The organism is Streptomyces sp. NPDC085927, from assembly GCF_044540975.1.
Taxonomy (GTDB): Bacteria; Actinomycetota; Actinomycetes; order Streptomycetales; family Streptomycetaceae; genus Streptomyces; species Streptomyces hirsutus.
The window spans coordinates 492,112-511,671 of record NZ_JBITSN010000002.1; the positions used below are offsets into that span (position 1 = coordinate 492,112).

General features: G+C 72.9%; 17 protein-coding genes. 10 read left to right on the plus strand and 7 right to left on the minus strand.

Features of this window, described 5'->3' with window-relative positions; all coding sequences use genetic code 11:
* Positions 1-303: 303 nt before the first annotated feature.
* Positions 304-1,851 (minus strand): leucyl aminopeptidase, encoded by a 1,548-nt coding sequence (locus tag ACIF80_RS07200; RefSeq protein ID WP_399800434.1) that lies wholly within the window; start codon positions 1,849-1,851, stop codon positions 304-306.
* A gap of 252 nt (positions 1,852-2,103) precedes the next feature.
* Here ACIF80_RS07200 and ACIF80_RS07205 point away from each other — a divergent pair, with 252 nt between their 5' ends.
* Positions 2,104-2,934 carry an endo alpha-1,4 polygalactosaminidase gene (locus tag ACIF80_RS07205; protein WP_399800437.1) on the plus strand — a complete coding sequence of 277 codons (831 nt, stop codon included), beginning with the start codon at positions 2,104-2,106 and terminating at the stop codon, positions 2,932-2,934.
* A gap of 38 nt (positions 2,935-2,972) precedes the next feature.
* On the opposite strand, the gene ACIF80_RS07210 is transcribed toward ACIF80_RS07205, so the two are convergent.
* The gene (locus ACIF80_RS07210; RefSeq protein WP_399800439.1) at positions 2,973-3,764 is read right to left on the minus strand and encodes an adenosylcobinamide-GDP ribazoletransferase; all 792 of its coding nucleotides are present in this window, start codon (positions 3,762-3,764) and stop codon (positions 2,973-2,975) included.
* A 60-nt stretch (positions 3,765-3,824) separates the two neighbouring features.
* Between ACIF80_RS07210 and ACIF80_RS07215 the strand changes: the two genes are divergently transcribed.
* A complete protein-coding gene (locus ACIF80_RS07215; protein WP_399800442.1) occupies positions 3,825-4,589 on the plus strand; it encodes a hypothetical protein in 765 nt (254 codons plus the stop codon).
* A 43-nt stretch (positions 4,590-4,632) separates the two neighbouring features.
* On the opposite strand, the gene cobT is transcribed toward ACIF80_RS07215, so the two are convergent.
* Complete coding sequence (gene cobT, locus ACIF80_RS07220; protein WP_399800444.1) at positions 4,633-5,808, minus strand: nicotinate-nucleotide--dimethylbenzimidazole phosphoribosyltransferase; 1,176 nt, start codon at positions 5,806-5,808, stop codon at positions 4,633-4,635.
* Positions 5,809-6,073: 265 nt separating this feature from the next.
* On the opposite strand from cobT, the gene ACIF80_RS07225 reads away from it, so the two are divergent.
* Entirely contained in the window at positions 6,074-7,189 is a 1,116-nt protein-coding gene (locus ACIF80_RS07225) for a methyltransferase domain-containing protein (protein WP_399800447.1), read from the plus strand.
* Positions 7,190-7,241: 52 nt separating this feature from the next.
* Here ACIF80_RS07225 and ACIF80_RS07230 read toward each other — a convergent pair whose 3' ends face one another.
* The gene (locus tag ACIF80_RS07230) at positions 7,242-8,441 is read right to left on the minus strand and encodes a bifunctional adenosylcobinamide kinase/adenosylcobinamide-phosphate guanylyltransferase (RefSeq protein ID WP_399800449.1); all 1,200 of its coding nucleotides are present in this window, start codon (positions 8,439-8,441) and stop codon (positions 7,242-7,244) included.
* A gap of 162 nt (positions 8,442-8,603) precedes the next feature.
* Between ACIF80_RS07230 and ACIF80_RS07235 the strand changes: the two genes are divergently transcribed.
* Entirely contained in the window at positions 8,604-8,816 is a 213-nt protein-coding gene (locus tag ACIF80_RS07235) for a hypothetical protein (RefSeq protein WP_042173605.1), read from the plus strand.
* A gap of 94 nt (positions 8,817-8,910) precedes the next feature.
* Here the strand turns inward: ACIF80_RS07235 and ACIF80_RS07240 are convergent, their stop codons facing one another.
* Positions 8,911-9,630, minus strand: coding sequence for a class I SAM-dependent methyltransferase (locus ACIF80_RS07240; RefSeq protein WP_399800451.1), 720 nt, complete (start codon positions 9,628-9,630; stop codon positions 8,911-8,913).
* 125 nt (positions 9,631-9,755) lie between these two features.
* Positions 9,756-10,391, minus strand: a complete 636-nt coding sequence (locus ACIF80_RS07245) for a DUF3043 domain-containing protein (protein ID WP_399801231.1) — start codon at positions 10,389-10,391, stop codon at positions 9,756-9,758.
* Between the two features lie 271 nt (positions 10,392-10,662).
* Here ACIF80_RS07245 and ACIF80_RS07250 point away from each other — a divergent pair, with 271 nt between their 5' ends.
* From ACIF80_RS07250 to ACIF80_RS07270, 5 genes are all read left to right on the plus strand, one after another.
* Positions 10,663-11,448 carry a PspA/IM30 family protein gene (locus ACIF80_RS07250; protein WP_399800454.1) on the plus strand — a complete coding sequence of 262 codons (786 nt, stop codon included), beginning with the start codon at positions 10,663-10,665 and terminating at the stop codon, positions 11,446-11,448.
* A gap of 64 nt (positions 11,449-11,512) precedes the next feature.
* Positions 11,513-11,824: a hypothetical protein gene (locus ACIF80_RS07255; protein WP_399800456.1), complete on the plus strand. Its 312-nt coding sequence runs from the start codon at positions 11,513-11,515 to the stop codon at positions 11,822-11,824.
* Between the two features lie 223 nt (positions 11,825-12,047).
* Positions 12,048-13,313: a sensor histidine kinase gene (locus ACIF80_RS07260; RefSeq protein WP_399800458.1), complete on the plus strand. Its 1,266-nt coding sequence runs from the start codon at positions 12,048-12,050 to the stop codon at positions 13,311-13,313.
* Positions 13,314-13,362: 49 nt separating this feature from the next.
* Positions 13,363-14,049, plus strand: coding sequence for a response regulator (locus tag ACIF80_RS07265; RefSeq protein WP_399800461.1), 687 nt, complete (start codon positions 13,363-13,365; stop codon positions 14,047-14,049).
* A gap of 238 nt (positions 14,050-14,287) precedes the next feature.
* A complete protein-coding gene (locus ACIF80_RS07270; RefSeq protein WP_399800464.1) occupies positions 14,288-17,428 on the plus strand; it encodes an efflux RND transporter permease subunit in 3,141 nt (1,046 codons plus the stop codon).
* Between the two features lie 83 nt (positions 17,429-17,511).
* Here ACIF80_RS07270 and nadA read toward each other — a convergent pair whose 3' ends face one another.
* On the minus strand, positions 17,512-18,696 hold the full coding sequence (gene nadA, locus ACIF80_RS07275) for a quinolinate synthase NadA (protein ID WP_399800467.1): 1,185 nt from the start codon (positions 18,694-18,696) through the stop codon (positions 17,512-17,514).
* A 394-nt stretch (positions 18,697-19,090) separates the two neighbouring features.
* Between nadA and ACIF80_RS07280 the strand changes: the two genes are divergently transcribed.
* Entirely contained in the window at positions 19,091-19,447 is a 357-nt protein-coding gene (locus tag ACIF80_RS07280; protein WP_055574575.1) for an iron-sulfur cluster assembly accessory protein, read from the plus strand.
* Positions 19,448-19,560 lie beyond the last annotated feature (113 nt).

Here is a 19,560-nt window from a genome sequence, read left to right on the forward strand (position 1 = left end):
GTGTCCGGCCGCTTTTTTGCCTTCGGCCCTTCGGTGGGGCCCTGTCCTGCCGAGCCCTATCCTCGCACTTGTCGGAGCGGAACGAGACGTGGGGCAGCGGTGTGAGGCGTCCCACGTTCGAACACCCGCCCGTCGCGGGCGCGGTGAGCACGTGTGACGACCCGTACGACACGCCACCGCGGCACGACACGGCAGGGCACGGCAACGGCACGGCACGGCACGGCACGGCAGGGCGTGACCCGGCCGGCGGTCGGCGGGGCCCCGTCCTGTCCGCGCACGGGGTCCCGCCGGTGACCGGCCGGCTCAGCCCAGCTCGCCGGCCGCCGTCTGCTCCGCGAGGCGGACCAGCGTCCGTACCGCCGAACCCGTACCGCCCTTGGGGGTGTACCCGAAGGGGCCGCCCTCGTTGAAGGCCGGCCCCGCGATGTCGAGGTGGGCCCAGGTGATGCCCTCGCCGACGAACTCGCGCAGGAAGAGACCGGCGACGAGTCCGCCGCCCATCCGCTCGCCCATGTTCGCGATGTCGGCGACGGTCGAGTCCATCCCCTTGCGCAGGTGCTCCGGCAGCGGCATCGGCCAGGCGGGCTCGCCGACCTCCTCGGCGGCCTCCAGCACCGAGGCGCGGAAGGTGTCGTCGTTCGCCATGATGCCGAAGGTGCGGTTGCCCAGCGCCAGGACCATCGCGCCGGTCAGCGTCGCGACGTCCACGATCGCGTCGGGCTTCTCCTCCGAGGCGGCCCACAGGGCGTCCGCGAGGACCAGCCGGCCCTCGGCGTCGGTGTTGAGCACCTCCACCGTCTTGCCGCTGTACATGCGCAGCACGTCACCCGGACGGGTGGCGGAGCCCGACGGCATGTTTTCGGCCAGGGCCAGCCAGCCGGTGACGTTGACCGCGAGGCCGAGACGGGCGGCGGCGACGACCGCGGCGAACACGGCGGCGGCACCGCTCATGTCGCACTTCATCGTCTCGTTGTGCCCGGCCGGCTTCAGCGAGATGCCGCCCGAGTCGTACGTGATGCCCTTGCCGACGAAGGCGAGGTGCTTCTTCGCCTTGGCGGAGGTGTACGACAGCTTCACCAGCCGCGGACCCGCCGCCGAGCCGGCGCCCACGCCGAGGATGCCGCCGTGGCCGCCCTTGGCCAGCGCCTTCTCGTCGAGCACCTGCACCTTGATGCCGTGCTCCTTGGCCGCCACCTGCGCGACGGCGGCGAACGCCTCGGGGTCGAGGTCGTTGGGCGGGGTGTTGATCAGGTCGCGGGCCCGGTTGAGCTCCTCGGCCACCGCGGTGGCACGCTCCACGGCCGCCTTGAACGCCTTGTCGCGGGACGGCACGCCGGCCAGCACGGCCTCGGCGAGCGGCGTCTTGCGGTTCTTCTTCCTGTCCTTGCCGCCGTCGCCGTCGCTGTTCTTGTAGGCGTCGAAGGAGTACGCGCCGAGCAGCGCGCCCTCGGCGACCGCGCCGGCGTCGGCGGCGTCCGTCATCGGGAGGGCGAAGACGGCCTTCTTGGAGCCGGACAGGGCGCGGGCGGCCACGCCGGCCGCCCGGCGCAGCGCCTCGGTGTCGGGGGCGGCGTCCTTCTCGGGCTGGGTGCCCAGGCCCACCGCGACCACGAGCGGCGTCTTGAAGCCGGTCGGCGCGGGGAGCTTCGTCACCTCACCCTCGGCGCCGGAAGCGCCGAGGGTCTCCAGGACGTCGGCGAGCCTGCCGTCGTAGGCCTTGTCCACGGCTTCGGCGCCCGGTACGACGACCGGGCCCCCGGCCGCGGACGCAGTGCCCTTGGCGACACCGATCACGATCGCGTCGGCCCGCAGGCCGGGCAACGCGGCGGTGCTGAGAGTGAGAGCAGTCACGGTGGTGAATTCTCGCTTCCGATGTGAAGTTGCTGTGGCCGAAAGGTGTGGGTCGACCGGCCCGGCGCCGACCCTAACGGCGACCGGGCGGTACGGTCTCGGCGGGGCCGTCCCCGGTACGGCGACACTCCGGACGAGACTACGCGCGTCTGCGTGTCCACTCCCTCACTCGGGTCTTCACCCGTCGGTGACGTGGCGGCCGTGCCGGGGCCCGCCCGCGGACTGCCGGACGCCGGCGAAGGTGAGACACCCATGAGACGACTCCCAGGACTGCTCGCCGTGCCACTCGCCCTGTGCGCGCTGCTGCTGCTCGCGGGCTGCGCCCCGGGAACGAACCCCGGGTCCGGCTCCGGGGCCGAGTCCGGTACCGGGCGGAGCGACGGTCCCCGCTGGCAGCCGCGTCCCGGCACCGACTGGCAGTGGCAGCTCAGCGGGCGCCTCGACACCTCTGTCGACGTACCGGTCTACGACATCGACGGGTTCGACCACTCCGGGGACACGGTCGCGCGGCTGCACCGCGACGGCCGGAAGGTCATCTGCTACCTGTCCACGGGCGCCTGGGAGGACTTCCGCCCCGACGCCGGCGACTTCCCCGACGAGGTGATCGGCCGCGGCAACGGCTGGGAGGGCGAGCGCTGGCTCGACATCCGGCGTACCGACGTCCTGGAACCGATCATGGCCGAACGGTTCGACATGTGCCGCGACAAGGGCTTCGACGCGGTGGAGCCGGACAACATGGACGGCTACCGCAACCGCACCGGCTTCCCGCTCACCGCCGCCGACCAGCTCCGCTACAACCGCCTGATCGCCCGGCTCGCCCACGAACGCGGCCTGGCCGTCGGCCTGAAGAACGACCTGGACCAGATTCCGCAGCTGGTCGGCGACTACGACTTCGCGGTCAACGAGCAGTGCGCCCAGTACGGCGAGTGCGCGCGGCTCACCCCGTTCGTCGAGGCCGGCAAGGCCGTCTTCCACGCCGAGTACGAACTGCCCACCGACCGCTTCTGCGCGGACTCCCGGCGGCTGGGGCTGAGTTCGCTGCTGAAGAAGTACGAACTGGGGGTCTGGCGCCGGGCCTGCTGAGGCCCCTACCGGACAGGCCCCGGGGTTCCGTGGACGGTTCAGCCCAGCGCCGCGACGACGAGGACGGCCGTCGCGGCGGTCTCCGTCAGCGCGCCGAACACATCGCCGGTGACCCCGCCGAAGCGGCGGACGCAGTGCCGCAGGAGGAGTTCCGCGGCCGCGGCCGACAGCAGCACCGCGAGGACGGTACGGACGACGCCGTCCGTGCCGAGGAGGGCGCCCCCGGCCGCGGCGGCCCCGGCCACCGCGAGCCCGACCGCCGCCGCACCCGCCCGCGGGACGACCCCGGCGACCGCGGCGCCCAGCCCTTCCGGACGGGCGGGCGGCACCCCGGCGCGGGCGGCGAGGGTGAGGACGAGCCGGGCCGCGACCGCCGCGGCCACGGCGGCGAGCGCACCCCGGGTCCAGGAGTCGCCGTACGCCTGGGCCAGCGCGGCGACCTGGGCCAGCAGCACCAGGACGAGGGTGAGCACGCCGAACGGCCCGATGTCCGACTGCTTCATGATCCGCAGCGCGTCCTCGGCCGGCTTGCCGCTGCCGAGCCCGTCCGCGACGTCGGCCAGCCCGTCGAGGTGCAGCCCGCGCGTGAGGACGGCGGGTACGGCGACGGTGGCGACGGCGGCGAGCGGCGCACCCGCGCCGAGGAACAGCAGCAGGAGTCCGGCGGCGGCGGCCACGGCGCCCACCACCAGTCCGGCGAGCGGGGCGCACAGCATGCCGCCGCGCGCGGCCGGGCGGTCCCAGCGGGTCACCCGGACCGGGAACACGGTCAGGGTGCCGAAGGCGAAGCGCAGACCGTCGGACAGCGAGGTCGGGAAGGGTGCGGGCACCGGCGCAGGTTACCCGGTGGTCAGCAGGGCACCCCGGGCAGCCGTGGATAAAGTGCGCCTATGGGACATTGGTTGCAGCGGAACATCATCGAACCGGGCAAACTGCCGCTGCTTCTCGCCCTCGCCGCCTTCGTCCTCACCTTCGTGATCACCCGGGTCGTCACCCGGCTGATCCGGGCCGGCAAGGGCCCCTTCGGCAACGTCAAGGCGGGCGGTCTGCACATCCACCACGTCGTGCCCGGCGTGATCCTCACGGTCGTCGGCGGCTTCGGCGCGGTGGCGGGCGGCCGGCACGGCTTCGGATCGGCGCTCAGCGCGGTCGTCTTCGGCATGGGTGCCGGTCTCGTCCTGGACGAGTTCGCGCTGATCCTGCACCTCGACGACGTCTACTGGACCGAGGAGGGCCGGCGGAGCGTCGAGGTGGTCGTCCTCACCGCCGCGCTGGTCGGACTGGTGCTGGCCGGGTTCTCCCCGTTCGGGGTCAACGACCTCAGCGAGGACGAACTCCAGAACCGCGCCGGCGTCGCCCTGAACGTCGCGGGCAACTTCCTCTTCTCGCTCATCGCCCTGAGCAAGGGCAAGACGAGGATCGCCGTGTTCGGAGTGATCGTCCCCGTCATCGCCGTGTTCGGCGCGCTGCGCCTGGCCCGTCCCGGTTCCCCGTGGTCCAGACGCTTCTACCGGCGCAGGCCCCGCGCCCGCGCGAAAGCCGTCCTCCGTGCCTACCGCCACGACCTCCGCTGGTCGGCGCCCCGCCGCGCCGTCCAGGACTGGATCGGCGGCAAACCCGACCCCGACCCGGCCCGCCCGGTCGAACGCGGGTGACGGAGCGGGGGCGGCGGCGCGCCCGGGGCTGTCCCGCGAGACGTCAGGGGGCCGGCTGCTCGGGCTTCGGTGCTCCCGAGGTCTCCGGTTCCGCCGGCCGGTCCGCCTCGGCAGGCTGCTCCGAGGGCTCCGAGGGCTCCGAGGGCTCCGAGGGCTCCGGTGTCTCCGACTCCTTCGGGTGTTCCGGAAGTTCCGCGGCCAGGGCGGCCGCCGCCTGGACCAGGGGGAGGGCCAGGAGGCCGCCCGTGCCCTCGCCCACGGTGACGCCGTGGGAGAGCAGCGGTTCCAGCGCCATCCGGTCCAGCGCCTTCGCCTGGCCCGGCTCACCGCTGTCGTGCGAGGCCAGCCACCAGTCCGGCGCCCGGAACGCGATCCGCTGCGCCACCAGCGCGCACGACGCCGTCACGACCCCGTCGAGCACGACCGGCATCTTCCGCACCGCGGCCTGCAGCAGAAAGCCCGTCATCGCGGTGAGATCGGCCCCGCCCACCGTCGCCAGCAGCCGCAGCTGGTCGCCGAGCACGGGCCGGGCCCGCCGCAGCGCGTCGCGGATCGCCCCGCACTTGCGCATCCAGGCCAGGTCGTCGATCGCCAGCCCGCCGCGCCCGGTGACCACGGACGCGTCCGTCCCGCACAGCGCGCCCACCAGCACACCCGCCGCCGTGGTCCCGCCCACGCTCACATCGCCGAGCACCACCAGGTCCGTACCGGAGTCGGCCTCCTCGTCGGCCACCGCGACCCCGGCCCGGAACGCCGCCTCGGCCTCCTCGGGACTCAGCGCGTCCTCGACGTCGATCCGTCCGCTGCCGCGCCGCACCCGGTGCCGTACGACGTCCTCGGGCAGGGTGTCCGGGTCGCAGTCCAGGGCCATGTCGACCACCCGCACCGGCACCCCGAGCCGCCGGGCCAGCACGGACACCGGACGGCCGCCCTCCAGCACCTCGCGCACCAGCTCCCCGGCGCTGCCCGCGGGCCGTGCCGAGACGCCCTGCCGGGCGATCCCGTGATCACCGGCGAAGAGGACGACCCGCGGCCGTTCGACCGGCCGCACCGGCACCGCGGACTGCGCGGCGGCCAGCCACTCGCCCAGTTCGTCGAGGCGGCCCAGTGACCCGGGCGGCACGATCTGGCGCTCGCGGCGCGCCTCCGCGTCACGGCGCACCCCGCCGTCCGGACGCTCGATCAGATCGGTGAAGTCGTCGAGATTAAGCGCGCTCATTCGCCGAACAGTACCGGCCCGGATCGAACACGCCGGAGCCCTGGGGCCCGTCGCCGGCATCCCGCCCACCGGGCGACGCCACCCCGGCGTCATTGCGCCCGGGATCGGCATCCGATCCGTAACGTTTTGCAAGGGAATGTCGTCACCGTCCACCCGGCCGTTCAGTCAGCACACCGAGTCCGTTCCACCCGTTCCGCTCACGCCCCTCCCCTCCCGCCCCCGTTCGCCCCGCCCCGTTCGCCCGCCCGACTCACCCGGAGCCGCCATGTCCGAACCCGACGCGCCCGCCGCCGCCCCGTCGTCCGCCGTCCCCCGCGCTCCGGCCGTCCCCGCCCAGCAGGCCTCCGTGCGGGTGCACGAGCCACGCCGCGAAGACTGCCCCTGGTGCGGCTCCACGCGGCTGCGCAACCGGCTGCGCACCGGTGACCTGCGGCGGCACCGGCCGGGGCGGTTCACCGTCGACCAGTGCCGGGAATGCGGCCACACCTTCCAGAACCCCCGGCTCACCGCCGAGGGCCTGGCCTTCCACCGCCGGACACCGCGCGGAGCCCCCCGGGACACCGTCACCGACCACGTCCTCGCGCTGCGCGACGCCCCGCGCCGCCGCCGGGCCACGGCCCGCGCGATGCTGCGCTTCGGCGAACCGGAGAGCTGGCTGGACGTCGGCACCGGACACGGCCGCTTCCCGGACACCGCGCGGGAGTTCTTCCCCTACACCGCCTTCGACGGCACCGACCTCACCGCGCGCGTCGAACGCGCCCGCGTCCTCGGCCGTGTCGAGGAGGCCCACATCGGCGCGCTGACGGACCCCAAACTGCTGGCCCGGGTGGCGGCCCGCTACGACGTCGTCAGCCTGCTGCACCACCTCGAACACACCACCGACCCGCGGGCGGAACTCCACGCCGCCCTGGACGCCCTGCGCCCCGGCGGCCACCTGCTCATCGAGACCCTGGACCCCAGGTGCGCGTTCGCCGCCCTGTTCGGCAACCGGTGGCTGTCCTACGACCAGCCCCGCCGGCTCCACCTGCTGCCGCCGCGCAACCTCCGGGCCGAGCTGGAGGCCCTCGGCTGCGCGATCGTCACCACCAGATCCTCCGTCAGGTCCGGCACGTCGAGGTCCAGGCACCGTGCCCTGTACGTCCCGTACGACCTGGCCGGTGCCGCCGCGCTGGCCCTCTCCCACGCCCTGCCCGCCCCGGACGCCCCCTGGCGCGCGATCCCGCCGACCCCGTTCCAGCAGCAGGCGCGCGCCGTACTGCTGCGCGCGGGCGCCCCGTTGGTCGCCGTCGCGGCGCTGACGGACCTCGCGCTGGCACCCGTCCTGCGGCACACCCCGTTCGCCAACGCGTACCGGATCATCGCGCGAAAGCCGGCGCACTGACCCCGCCCCCGGTCCCGGACCCCGCCCCGGCCCTCGCCCGGGTCAGGCCCGTTCACCCCCGGAGCACCAGTGCCTGGCCCGCCACCACCAGCAGCACCTGCTCGCACTCCTGCGCGAACGCCGCGTTCAGCCGCCCGAGTTCGTCCCGGTACCGGCGGCCGGACGCGGTGGCGGGGACGATGCCCGAGCCCACCTCGTTGGACACGGCGACCAGGGTCCGCCGGGTCGCGCGCACCGCGTCCGTCAGCTCGCGCACCCGTTCCTTGAGGGCCCGTTCCCCGCCGCCCGCCCACTCCGCGTCGTCCCACGCCCCGACGGAGTCCATCGCGTCCGTCAGCCACAGCGACAGACAGTCCACCAGCAGCGGCGGCCCGTCGGCCCTCAGCAGCGGTACCAGGTCGCAGGTCTCCACGGTCCGCCACGACCCGGGCCGCCGCTCCTGATGGGCCGACACCCGGGCCGCCCACTCGGTGTCCCCGTTGCGGGACCCGCCCGTCGCCACGTACAGCACCTGGGGCAGGGACTCCAGCCGGCGCTCGGCCTCCACCGACTTGCCGGACCGCGCCCCGCCCAGGATCAGCGTGCGGCGCGGCAGGTCGGGAACGTGCTCGTAGGCGCCCACCTCCAGCGTGGTCCCGTCCGGAACGGCACGCGCCCCGGCCGCCGCGAGACGGCGCCGCTCCTCCGCACCCGGCGGCACGTCGTGGTCGAGGTGCACGGCGACGACGTCCGTCGTCGGCCCCACCGCGCCCACCGCCCGCAGCCGCGCCAGTGCGTCCGGGCGCCCCACGACGTCCAGCAGCACCATGGCGTACGGCTCGGCCGGCTCCTCCAGACCGGCCGGCGCCGTGCCCGGCGGCAGGTACAGCAGCCGCTGCCCGTCCGGACCGGTCACCGCGTACCCGGTGCCCGGCGCGTCCAGCGCCATCGCCCGTACCCGGTGGCCCGTCAGCAGCGCCAGCTCCCGCCCGTCCGGCACCCGGCCGGGCTGCGGCAGCCCGGCGGGCACCTCGACCGCGGGGCCGTCGTGCGGATGGGAGAGCAGCACCTGGCGCACACCGCCCAGCGAATGCCCCGCGCGGGCGGCGGCGAACGCAACGCCCGGCATCAGGTCGAGCAGCAGCGAGCCGTCCACGAGCAGCGAGGTCGCCGCGCGCGCGTGCGGACCGACGGCGGACGCGCAGGCGGCGCAGGGACAGTCGGGGCGGGGCAGGCCCGCGGGGGCACCGGTGCCGAGCAGAGTGAGTTCCACGGACCCGATTTTCGCCCCTCCCCCCGGCTCCTGCGCGCCCGGCCGGGCACTGTCGCCGATGATCCACCGAATCATCCGCCGGACAGGCTCTAGGCTCTGCTCCAGGAGCCGGACCATGATCCGGCTCCTGTCGTGCAGGTGCTCATACCCACGGAGGCGTACATGGCGGCATGGACGTGGCGGTTCGAGAAGGCCGACGGGACGCAGGTCGAGCCCGCGGTGACCCCGGAGGACTTCACCACGCAGGGGGACGCCGAGTCCTGGATCGGGGAGAACTGGAAGGCCCTGGTGGAGGGCGGAGCCGACCAGGTACGGCTGCTGGAGGACACCACGGAGATCTACGGGCCGATGAGCCTGCACGCGGAAGAGGCGTGAACCCACGGGCGTGAGGCCCCGGACGTGAGAATCCGGACGAGGGCGACACGGCTTTTCGGGCGGGGGCTCCGGCCCTCGCCCGTCCCGCGTCCGCTCAGCCCCGTACGCCGCACAGGTGGAGCAGTGACGCCACCCCGCGGTAGGGGTCCGTCCGGCCGGCCCGCTCCTCGACCGCGAGGAGCGCCGCCAGGTCGTCGGGGCGGCCGGGGGCGTGCGCGACGTGCGACCCGTCCACCGCCGTGTCCGTGAAGACCCGCACCCCGTACCAGGTGTGCAGCGGTGCCCCGAGCCCCGCGAGCGTCGCCGTGAGGTCCGCCAGCCGGTCGGCCCGCACCCCGGCGTCCGAGTCGTCCGCGGGGCACGTCGTGTCGAACGCGGCCAGCGCCCCGGCCCAGTCCCCGCGCAGGCCGGACCGCATCGCCGGCGCGTCGCCGTTGCGCACCAGCAGCGACAGCAGGCCGTCGGGCGCGAGCATCCGGGCCAGCCCCGCCACCAGCGGGTCCGGCTCCGTCACGTACATGAGTACGCCGTGGCAGAGCACCACGTCGAAGCTGCCCGGCAGGAAGTGCACACCGGTGTCGCGGCCGTCGCCCTCGATGACCCGCACCCGCTCCCGGATGCCCTCGGGCTGCCCGGCGAGCGCCGCGCGCGCGGCGGAGATCATCTCCGCGTCCCGCTCCAGACCGGTCACCTGGTGGCCGGCCCGCGCCAGGCGCAGTGCCTGCGTGCCGCGGCCCATGCCGACGTCCAGCACGCGCAGCCGCCGCCCGACCGGGAACCGTCCCACTATCTGCTCGTCGAGCTGGCGGGCCACCAACTCCTGCTGTACGACTTCCCGCAGGTCACCGGACGGCCCGCCCTGACCGGGCGAGGCCTGACCGGGTGAGGCCTGCGCGGGCACCGTCGCCGGTGCCGCGCCGTCGACGAACGGCGTGGTGCTCAGGGCCGTTCCCCGCGCTTGACCTGGGGCTTGGGCAGACGCAGCCGGCGCATCTGCAGCGAGCGCATCAGCGCGTAGGCGACGGCGCCACGGCGCCTGTCGTCGGGGAAGCGCTCGGCCAGCTGCTTCTTCAGCCGGAAACCGGTCACGACGGAGTCGAGCACGATCAACACGATCACGACGAGCCACAGCAGCAGCGCGGCGTTCTGCAGCTGGGGCACCTGGATCATGCTCAGCACCAGGATGATCACCGCCATCGGCAGGAAGTACTCCGCGATGTTGAACCGCGAGTCGACGTGGTCACGCGCGAACCGGCGCACCGGCCCCTTGTCACGGGCCGGCAGGTAACGCTCGTCCCCGCTGGCCAGCGCCTGGCGCTGGCGCTCCATCGCGGTACGGCGCTCGTCACGCTGCCGCTTGGCGGCCTCCTTGCGCGTCATCGACGTATTGGCCACGCTGCGCCGCTGGGTCTGGGCCTGGCTGCGCTTGGGCGTGGGACGGCCCTTCGGGGCCTCCGGGTGGCGGATCTGCTTGGAGTCGGTCACCGTCGCCTTGTCGGCGTGGGCCTTCTCTTCCTTGGCACGGCTACGGAACACAAAACCCAAGGGTACGGGGTACCCGGGGTTGGACCACAGTCCCGGGGGGAACGATCCGGCAACACCACGCGTCTGTAGAGGACAGGCAGCGGGGACGTTGTGTGTGACTTGGGGCGGGTTGTCCGGCCGGCACCCGGGGATCACCTACTCCCTGCGCCGGATCGGGAGGATGCGCACTCGTCCTTGGGGATGAGCGCATCCGCCCCTGGACAGTGCGGTAATGGATGCAGGGCCCGTACTGTGGGTTCTGTCGCAGAAGTGTGAGCCGGAGTCCGTCAGAAGGGGGCGCGCGAAGCCCATGAGCGGTGTCATGAAGCGTATGGGGATGATCTTCCGCGCGAAGGCGAACAAGGCCCTTGACCGGGCCGAGGATCCGCGCGAGACCCTCGATTACTCGTACCAGAAACAGCTGGAGCTGCTCCAGAAGGTCCGCCGGGGTGTCGCCGACGTGGCGACCAGCCGCAAGCGCCTGGAACTCCAGCTCAACCAGCTGCAGTCCCAGTCCTCCAAGCTGGAGGACCAGGGCCGCAAGGCGCTCGCGCTGGGCCGTGAGGACCTCGCCCGCGAGGCCCTCTCCCGCCGCGCCGCCCTCCAGCAGCAGGTGACGGACCTGGAGACGCAGCACGCGACCCTCCAGGGCGAGGAGGAGAAGCTCACCCTCGCGGCCCAGCGGCTCCAGGCCAAGGTCGACGCCTTCCGTACGAAGAAGGAGACCATCAAGGCCACGTACACGGCGGCGCAGGCCCAGACCCGGATCGGCGAGGCCTTCTCCGGCATCTCCGAGGAGATGGGCGACGTCGGGCTGGCGATCCAGCGGGCCGAGGACAAGACCGCCCAGCTCCAGGCGCGGGCCGGCGCCATCGACGAACTGCTCGCCTCCGGCGCCCTCGACGACCAGTCCGGCATGCACAAGGACGACATCCAGGCCGAGCTGGACCGGCTCTCCGGTGGTACGGATGTGGAGCTGGAACTGCAGCGCATGAAGGCGGAGCTGGCCGGCGGCCCCTCCGGGGAGAAGCAGGCCATCGAGGGCGGCAGCGAGCAGTCCCAGGCCCAGCAGCAGCCGCAGGACACCCCGCGGTTCGACAAGCAGTGACCGCCGCACGGGACACCGTGCCGACGACGACCGAGCCCCCGTCAGGGCGGCTCAGGAGGCCGACATGATCGTACGGATCATGGGGGAGGGGCAGGTGGCTCTGGCCGAGAGCCACCTCGCCGAGCTGGACAAACTCGACGAGGAACTCCTCGCCGAGATGGACAACGGCGACGGCCCCGGCTTCCGCCGCACCCTCACCGCCCTGCTGAACAGGGTCCACGAGCTCGGCGAACCGCTGCCGGACGACGCCCTGGAGCCCTCCGACCTCATCCTCCCCTCCCCGGACGCGACCATCGAGGAGGTCCGGGAGCTGCTCAGCGACGACGGCGACGGACTGATCCCGGGCACAGGCGACGGGCTGATCCCGGGAGCATGAGCCCCTGGCCCGCCGGGCCGCCCACGGCCGTACCGCTCGCACACGCACCGCTCGCACGCGTACTGCTCACACCGGAACCGTCCGCATCCGGGCCGTTCGCATCCGAACCGTCCGCATCCGGGCCGTTCGCCGTCGGTCCGTTCGTGGCGGGTGCGGCGCCCGCCACCGGTCCGCCACCGGCCCGCCCCCCGTACGCTTCCGCGACCCCGTACGGTGAACGGTCGTGAGCACCTTCCAGCGCGCCCGGCGCCGGCTGCGCGCGCACCCCTTCGCCCTGGACGCGGCCCTGGCCGCGGGCGTCCTGGTGTGCATCGTGGCCGGGTCCTTCGTGGAGCCGCACGGCCCCGACGGCGTCACCTGGGCGCTGCGCACGCCCGACGCGCTCAGCCTGGTCCTCATGGTGCTCGGCGCCGCCGCGCTCGTCCTCCGGCGCCGGGCGCCCCTCGCGGTCCTCGCCTTCACCAGCGGGGTCTCCCTGGTGGAGTCCGTCACCGGCGACCCCCGCGCCCCGGTCGCGATGTGCGTGGTCGTCGCGCTCTACACCGTCGCCTCCACCACCGACCGCCCCACCACCTGGCGGGTCGCCCTGCTCACCATGACCGTCCTCACCGGCGCCGCCATGATCGCCGGCCCGCTGCCCTGGTACGCCCAGGAGAACCTGGGGATCCTCGCCTGGACCGGGATCGGCGCCACCGCCGGGGACGCCGTCCGCAGCCGCCGTGCCTTCGTCCAGGCCATCAGGGAGCGCGCCGAGCGGGCCGAACGCACCCGCGAGGAGGAGGCCCGCCGCCGCGTCGCCGAGGAACGCCTGCGCATCGCCCGCGACCTGCACGACGTCGTCGCCCACCACATCGCCCTGGTCAACGTCCAGGCCGGGGTCGCCGCCCATGTCATGGACAAGCGGCCCGACCAGGCCAAGGAGGCCCTCGCCCACGTCCGCGAGGCCAGCCGCTCGGCGCTCGGCGAACTGCGCGCCACCGTCGGCCTGCTGCGCCAGTCCGGTGACCCCGAGGCCCCCACCGAGCCCGCCCCCGGACTGGACCGCCTCGACGACCTCGCCGGCACCTTCCGCAACGCCGGCCTGCACGTCCTGGTCGCCCGCGAGGACCAGCGCCCGGACCACGCCCCCGCGCTGCCCGCCGCCGTCGACCTGGCCGCCTACCGGGTCATCCAGGAGGCACTCACCAACGTCCAGAAGCATGCCGGCGCCCGGGCGAAGGCCGAGGTCAGCGTCGTCCGGGTGGGCCCGCACCTCGAGATCACCGTCCTCGACGACGGCACCGGCACCGGCACCGGCCGGCACGACGCCCCCGCCGGTGCCGGCGGGGGCAACCGCGACGGCGGCGGCCACGGTCTGCTCGGCATGCGGGAACGCGTCACCGCCCTGCGCGGCACCCTCACCACCGGCCCCCGCTACGGCGGCGGCTTCCGCGTCCATGCGATCCTGCCCGTCGAGACCCGCACGTCCGCGGCCCAGGACGGTTCGTGACCCGTCCGCGGTCCAGGACGGCCCGTGCCCAGCGCTCCCGGGGGACCCCATGACCATCCGCGTCCTGCTCGCCGACGACCAGGCCCTGCTGCGCAGCGCCTTCCGCGTACTCGTCGACTCCGAGCCGGACATGGAGGTGGTGGGCGAGGCGTCCGACGGTGCCGAGGCGGTCCGGCTGGCCCGCGAACAGCGCGCCGACGTGGTCCTCATGGACATCAGGATGCCCGGCACCGACGGCCTCGCGGCCACCCGCCTGATCAGCGCGGACCCCGAACTCGACGGGGTCCGCGTGGTGATCCTGACGACCTTCGAGGTCGACGACTACGTGGTGCAGTCACTGCGGGCCGGCGCCTCCGGCTTCCTCGGCAAGGGCTCCGAACCCGGCGAACTGCTCAGCGCCATCCGGATCGCCGCCGAGGGCGAGGCGCTGCTGTCCCCGGCTGCCACCAAGGGGCTGATCGCCCGCTTCCTCGCCCAGGCGGGCCCGTCCGACGACGCCGACCACGACCCGGCCCGCGCGCAGCGGCTCGACTCGCTGACCGTGCGGGAGCGCGAGGTGCTGGTCCAGGTCGCCGGCGGCCACTCCAACGACGAGATCGCCGAACGCCTGGAGGTCAGCCCGCTGACCGTGAAGACACACGTCAACCGGGCCATGGCCAAGCTGGGCGCCCGCGACCGGGCCCAGTTGGTGGTCACCGCCTACGAGTCCGGCCTGGTCCGCCCAAGGGCGGACTGAAGGCGACCGCGTGTACTGCGGGGGGAGTAGCCGCTGCCCCGAGGAACGGGACTCCGGACCTACGGATCGGCCCCTCCCGATGCACCACTGTGTAGACCGGGCACCCGGCTGAGCCCGCCGTGCCCCCGCCCGTGCCCGTGCCCGCGCGTCGGACGGTGCCGGTGACCGCACTCCCGACCGCACTTCCGACCGCACTTCCACCGCTCGCAGACGCTCACAGAAGAGAGATCCGTAACCCATGTCCTGGCTGGCCAGATTCAGCCTCGCGCAACGCGCCCTGATCGGACTCATGTCGATCGTCGCGCTCGTGTTCGGGGCGATCGCGATACCTCAGCTCAAGCAGCAGCTGCTGCCCACCATCGAACTGCCCATGGTCTCCGTGATCGCCCCCTACCAGGGCGCGTCCCCGGACGTGGTGGAGAAGCAGGTCGTCGAGCCCATCGAGAACAACCTGGAGGCCGTCGACGGCATCTCCGGTGTCACCTCGACGGCCAGCGAGGGCAACGCCGTGATCATGGCGTCCTTCGACTTCGGCAACGAGACCAAGCAGCTCGTCGCCGACGTCCAGCAGGCCGTCAACCGGGCCCGGGCCGTGCTGCCCGACGGCGTGGACCCGCAGGTCGTCGCCGGCAGCACCGACGACATCCCGACCGTGGTCCTCGCCGTCACCTCCGACAAGGACCAGCAGGCCCTCGCCGACCAGCTCGACCGGACCGTGGTCACCGAGCTGGAGGCCATCGACGGCGTCGGCCAGGTCGCCGTGGACGGCGTACGGGACCTCCAGGTCACCGTCACCCCCGACGACGCGAAGCTCGCCGACGCCGGTCTCACGGCGCAGGCGCTCATGCAGGCCCTCCAGGCGGGCGGCGCGACCGTCCCGGCCGGCTCCTTCGACGAGGACGGCGCCAACCGCACCGTCCAGGTGGGCGGCGGCTACACCTCGCTCGAGCAGATCGAGGACCTGATGGTCACCGGCGAGCCCGGCAAGGGCAAGCCGGTCCGGCTCGGCTCCGTGGCCGAGGTGAAGCAGCAGGAGGCCAAGGCCGACTCCCTCACCCGCACCAACGGCGAACCCAGCCTCGCCGTGGTGGTCACCATGGACCACGACGGCAGTGCCGTCGCGATCTCGGACGCCGTCGACGAGAAGCTGCCCGAGCTGCGCGAGGCGCTCGGCTCGGGTGCCGACCTCACCGTCGTCAGCGACCAGGGCCCGGCCGTCGCCAAGGCCATCGAGGGCCTGACCATCGAGGGCGCGCTCGGTCTGGTCTTCGCGGTCCTGGTGATCCTGGTCTTCCTGGCCTCGGTGCGCTCGACCCTGGTCACCGCGGTGTCCATCCCGCTGTCCGTCGTGCTCGCGCTGATCGTGCTGTGGACGCGCGACCTGTCGCTGAACATGCTGACCCTGGGCGCGCTGACCATCGCGATCGGCCGGGTCGTCGACGACTCCATCGTCGTCCTGGAGAACATCAAGCGGCACCTCGGCTACGGCGAGGAGCGCCGCGAGGCGATCCTGGGCGCCGTCCGCGAGGTGGCCGGCGCGGTGACGTCCGCGACGCTGACCACCGTCGCCGTCTTCCTGCCGATCGGTCTGGTCGGCGGCATGGTCGGCGAGCTGTTCGGCTCCTTCAGCCTCACCGTCACCGCGGCGCTGCTCGCCTCCCTGCTGGTGTCGCTGACGGTCGTCCCCGTCCTGTCGTACTGGTTCCTGCGTCCCCCGAAGGGCACCCCCGAGGACGCCGACGAAGCGCGCCGGCTGGCCGAGGAGAAGGAGGCGAAGAGCCGTCTCCAGCGCGTCTACGTCTCCGTCCTGGGCTTCGCCACCCGGCGCAGGCTGGCCAGCCTCGCCATCGCGGTCGTCGTCCTGATCGGCACCTTCGGCATGGCGCCGCTGCTCAAGACCAACTTCTTCGACCAGGGCGAGCAGCAGGTCCTCACGGTCCGTCAGGAGCTGGAGCCCGGTACCAGCCTCGCGGCGACCGACGAGCAGGCCAAGAAGGTCGAGAAGCTGCTCGGCGACACCGAGGGCGTCAAGGACCACCAGGTCACCATCGGCTCGTCCGGCTTCATGGCGGCCTTCGGCGGCGGTACGGACACCAACCAGGCCACCTACCAGGTGATGCTGGAGGACTCCGCGTCCTCCGCGGACGTGCAGGAGCGCGTCGAGAAGGGCCTCGCCGAACTCGACGGCATCGGCACCACCACCATCGCGGGCGGTGACGGATTCGGCAGCCAGGACCTGAGCGTCGTCGTCAAGGCGGCCGACGCGCAGGTGCTGCGCAAGGCGGCCGACCAGGTCCAGGAGGCCGTGGCCTCGCTGGACGACGTCACGGACGTCACCAGTGACCTGTCGCAGAGCGTGCCGCGGATCTCCGTCGAGGCCACCTCCCGTGCCGCCGCGGCCGGGTTCAACGACCAGACGCTCGGCGCCGCCGTCGCCCAGGCGGTCCGGGGCACCCCGGCCGGCAAGGCGGTGCTGGACGACACCGAGCGGGACGTCGTCATCCGCTCGGCCGAGCCGGCCACCACGCTGGCCGAGCTGAAGAAGCTGCGCCTGGGCCCGGTGGAGCTGGGCGACATCGCCACCGTCGAGCTGGTGGACGGCCCGGTGTCCATGACCCGGATCGACGGCCAGCGTTCCGCCACCGTCACCGCCCGGCCGACCGGCGACAACACCGGCGCGGTCAGCGCGGAGCTCCAGACGAAGATCAACGCGCTCACCCTCCCGGCGGGCGCGACGGCCGAGATCGGCGGCGTGTCCGAGGACCAGGACGAGGCGTTCGTCAACCTGGGCCTGGCGATGCTCGCGGCGATCGCGATCATCTTCATGCTGCTGGTCGGCACCTTCCGCTCGCTCGCCCAGCCGCTGATCCTGCTGGTGTCCATCCCGTTCGCGGCGACGGGCGCGATCGGCCTGCTGATCGTCACGGGCACCCCGATGGGCGTCCCGGCGATGATCGGCATGCTGATGCTGACCGGCATCGTGGTCACCAACGCGATCGTGCTGATCGACCTGATCAACCAGTACCGCGCCCAGGGGTACGGCGTCGTCGAGGCCGTGATCGAGGGCGGCCGGCACCGGCTGCGCCCGATCCTGATGACGGCCCTGGCGACGATCTTCGCCCTGCTCCCGATGGCGCTCGGCGTCACCGGCGAGGGCGGCTTCATCGCGCAGCCGCTGGCCGTGGTGGTGATCGGCGGTCTGATCACGTCGACGCTGCTGACCCTGCTCCTGGTGCCGACCCTCTACGCGATGCTGGAGCTCCGCAAGGAGCGGCGCGCGAAGAAGAAGTCACTGAAGAAGGGCACGGCGGCCGAGGAACCGGCGGAGTCGGAGAAGTCCGCGGGGTCCGCGGACGACCCGGCGCCGGCGCAGGTCTGACCGGTCCGCGAGCCGTTCACACACGACGGAGGGCTTGCCCGGAACCTCGGTTCCGGGCAAGCCCTCCGTCGTCGTCGGCGTGGTTACGGCAGCGCGAGCATCCGCTCCAGGGCCAGCTTGGCGAACTGCTCGGTCTCCCGGTCCACCTCGATGCGGTTGACCAGGTTGCCCTCCGCCAGCGACTCCAGCGCCCACACCAGGTGGGGGAGGTCGATGCGGTTCATCGTCGAGCAGAAGCAGACCGTCCGGTCCAGGAACACGATCTCCTTGCCCTCGGGAGCGAAACGGTTCGCCAGCCGGCGCACCAGGTTCAGCTCCGTACCGATCGCCCACTTGGAACCGGCCGGGGCCGCCTCCAGCGCCTTGATGATGTACTCGGTCGACCCGACGTGGTCCGCCGCGGCCACGACCTCGTGCCGGCACTCGGGGTGCACCAGCACGTTCACCCCCGGGACGCGCTCGCGCACGTCGTTGACCGAGTCCAGACTGAAGCGGCCGTGCACCGAGCAGTGGCCCCGCCACAGGATCATCTTCGCGTCCCGCAGCTCCTGCGCCGTCAGCCCGCCGTTCGGCTTGTGCGGGTTGTAGACGACGCAGTCCTCCAGGGACATCCCCAGGTCCCGCACCGCGGTGTTGCGGCCGAGGTGCTGGTCGGGCAGGAACAGGACCTGCTCGCCCTGCTGGAAGGCCCACTCCAGGGCCCGCTTCGCGTTGGACGAGGTGCAGATCGTGCCGCCGTGCCGGCCGGTGAACGCCTTGATGTCCGCGGACGAGTTCATGTACGAGACGGGCACGACCCGGTCGGATATCCCGGCCTCGGCCAGCACGTCCCAGCACTCCGCGACCTGCTCGGCGGTGGCCATGTCGGCCATGGAGCAGCCGGCCGCGAGGTCCGGCAGGACCACCTTCTGGTCGTCACCGGTGAGGATGTCCGCCGACTCGGCCATGAAGTGCACACCGCAGAACACGATGTACTCGGCCTGCGGACGCGCGGCGGCGTCCTTGGCCAGTTTGAACGAGTCGCCCGTGACGTCGGCGAACTGGATGACCTCGTCGCGCTGGTAGTGGTGGCCGAGCACGAAGACCTTGTCCCCGAGCCTCTCCTTGGCGGCGCGGGCGCGTTCCACCAGGTCCGGGTCGGACGGCGAGGGGAGGTCTCCGGGACACTCCACCCCGCGCTCGCTCCTCGCGTCGGCCTCCCGGCCGAGGAGCAACAGGGCGAGGGGCGTCGGCTGGACGTCGAGCTCCTGGGTCTGGGCGGTGGTCACGACACACACCCTTTCTGTTCTGCGGCTCGCCGGGCCCGTGTGGACCGGACCGGCGGGACAAGCGGGACACCGGTTCGACTTCTCGTCGAATTGACGCTATTTATCATATCCGGCTCGCGTCACTTTGACGACGGCCATAGCGTCCATGTGACGTGAATCCCGGCGACGGTCCGTTCATTCCCCCGGCCGGGCCCGGCCGGTTCCCGAGCGGTTTCCCGAGCGGTTTCTGGAGCGGTGTCCGAAAGGGGGCCGGATGGACCGTTTTCCGCTCGCCGGGGCGTGTGCGAGCATGAAGACGGAGCCGAGAGAACAAGTCCCGGCCCGGAATGAATCCGCGGCCCCGCCGGTTGCAACCGTCGGCAAGCAGTCTCCGTACAACCCGGGAGAGATGTAGATGTCCGTATCGGACGAGACCACCACCGTCACCGACGGCATCCTCGTGACCGAAGCCGCCGCGGCCAAGGTCAAGGCGCTGCTCGACCAGGAAGGCCGTGACGACCTCGCCCTGCGCGTCGCCGTCCAGCCCGGCGGCTGCTCCGGCCTGCGCTACCAGCTCTTCTTCGACGAGCGTTCCCTCGACGGTGACGTGGAGAAGGACTTCGACGGCGTGAAGGTCGTCACCGACCGGATGAGCGCCCCGTACCTGGGCGGCGCCACCATCGACTTCGTCGACACCATCGAGAAGCAGGGCTTCACGATCGACAACCCGAACGCCACGGGCTCCTGCGCCTGCGGCGACTCCTTCAGCTGAGCAGGCTCAACCGCCGCCCGGGACCCTCTCCCGGGCGGCACGGCGCACCACGAAGGCGGCGGTCCTGTCCGACAGGGCCGCCGCCTTCGGGCTGTCCGGAGCCTTTTGGGCCT

Bases quoted from the DNA above. Each gene is read 5' to 3' on its own strand.
- ACIF80_RS07205 (WP_399800437.1), top strand. From the start codon at position 2,104: ATGAGACGACTCCCAGGACTGCTCGCCGTGCCACTCGCCCTGTGCGCG.
- ACIF80_RS07215 (WP_399800442.1), top strand. From the start codon at position 3,825: ATGGGACATTGGTTGCAGCGGAACATCATCGAACCGGGCAAACTGCCG.
- cobT (WP_399800444.1), bottom strand. From the start codon at position 5,808: ATGAGCGCGCTTAATCTCGACGACTTCACCGATCTGATCGAGCGTCCG.
- ACIF80_RS07225 (WP_399800447.1), top strand. From the start codon at position 6,074: ATGTCCGAACCCGACGCGCCCGCCGCCGCCCCGTCGTCCGCCGTCCCC.
- ACIF80_RS07235 (WP_042173605.1), top strand. From the start codon at position 8,604: ATGGCGGCATGGACGTGGCGGTTCGAGAAGGCCGACGGGACGCAGGTC.
- ACIF80_RS07250 (WP_399800454.1), top strand. From the start codon at position 10,663: ATGAAGCGTATGGGGATGATCTTCCGCGCGAAGGCGAACAAGGCCCTT.
- ACIF80_RS07255 (WP_399800456.1), top strand. From the start codon at position 11,513: ATGATCGTACGGATCATGGGGGAGGGGCAGGTGGCTCTGGCCGAGAGC.
- ACIF80_RS07265 (WP_399800461.1), top strand. From the start codon at position 13,363: ATGACCATCCGCGTCCTGCTCGCCGACGACCAGGCCCTGCTGCGCAGC.
- ACIF80_RS07270 (WP_399800464.1), top strand. From the start codon at position 14,288: ATGTCCTGGCTGGCCAGATTCAGCCTCGCGCAACGCGCCCTGATCGGA.
- ACIF80_RS07280 (WP_055574575.1), top strand. From the start codon at position 19,091: ATGTCCGTATCGGACGAGACCACCACCGTCACCGACGGCATCCTCGTG.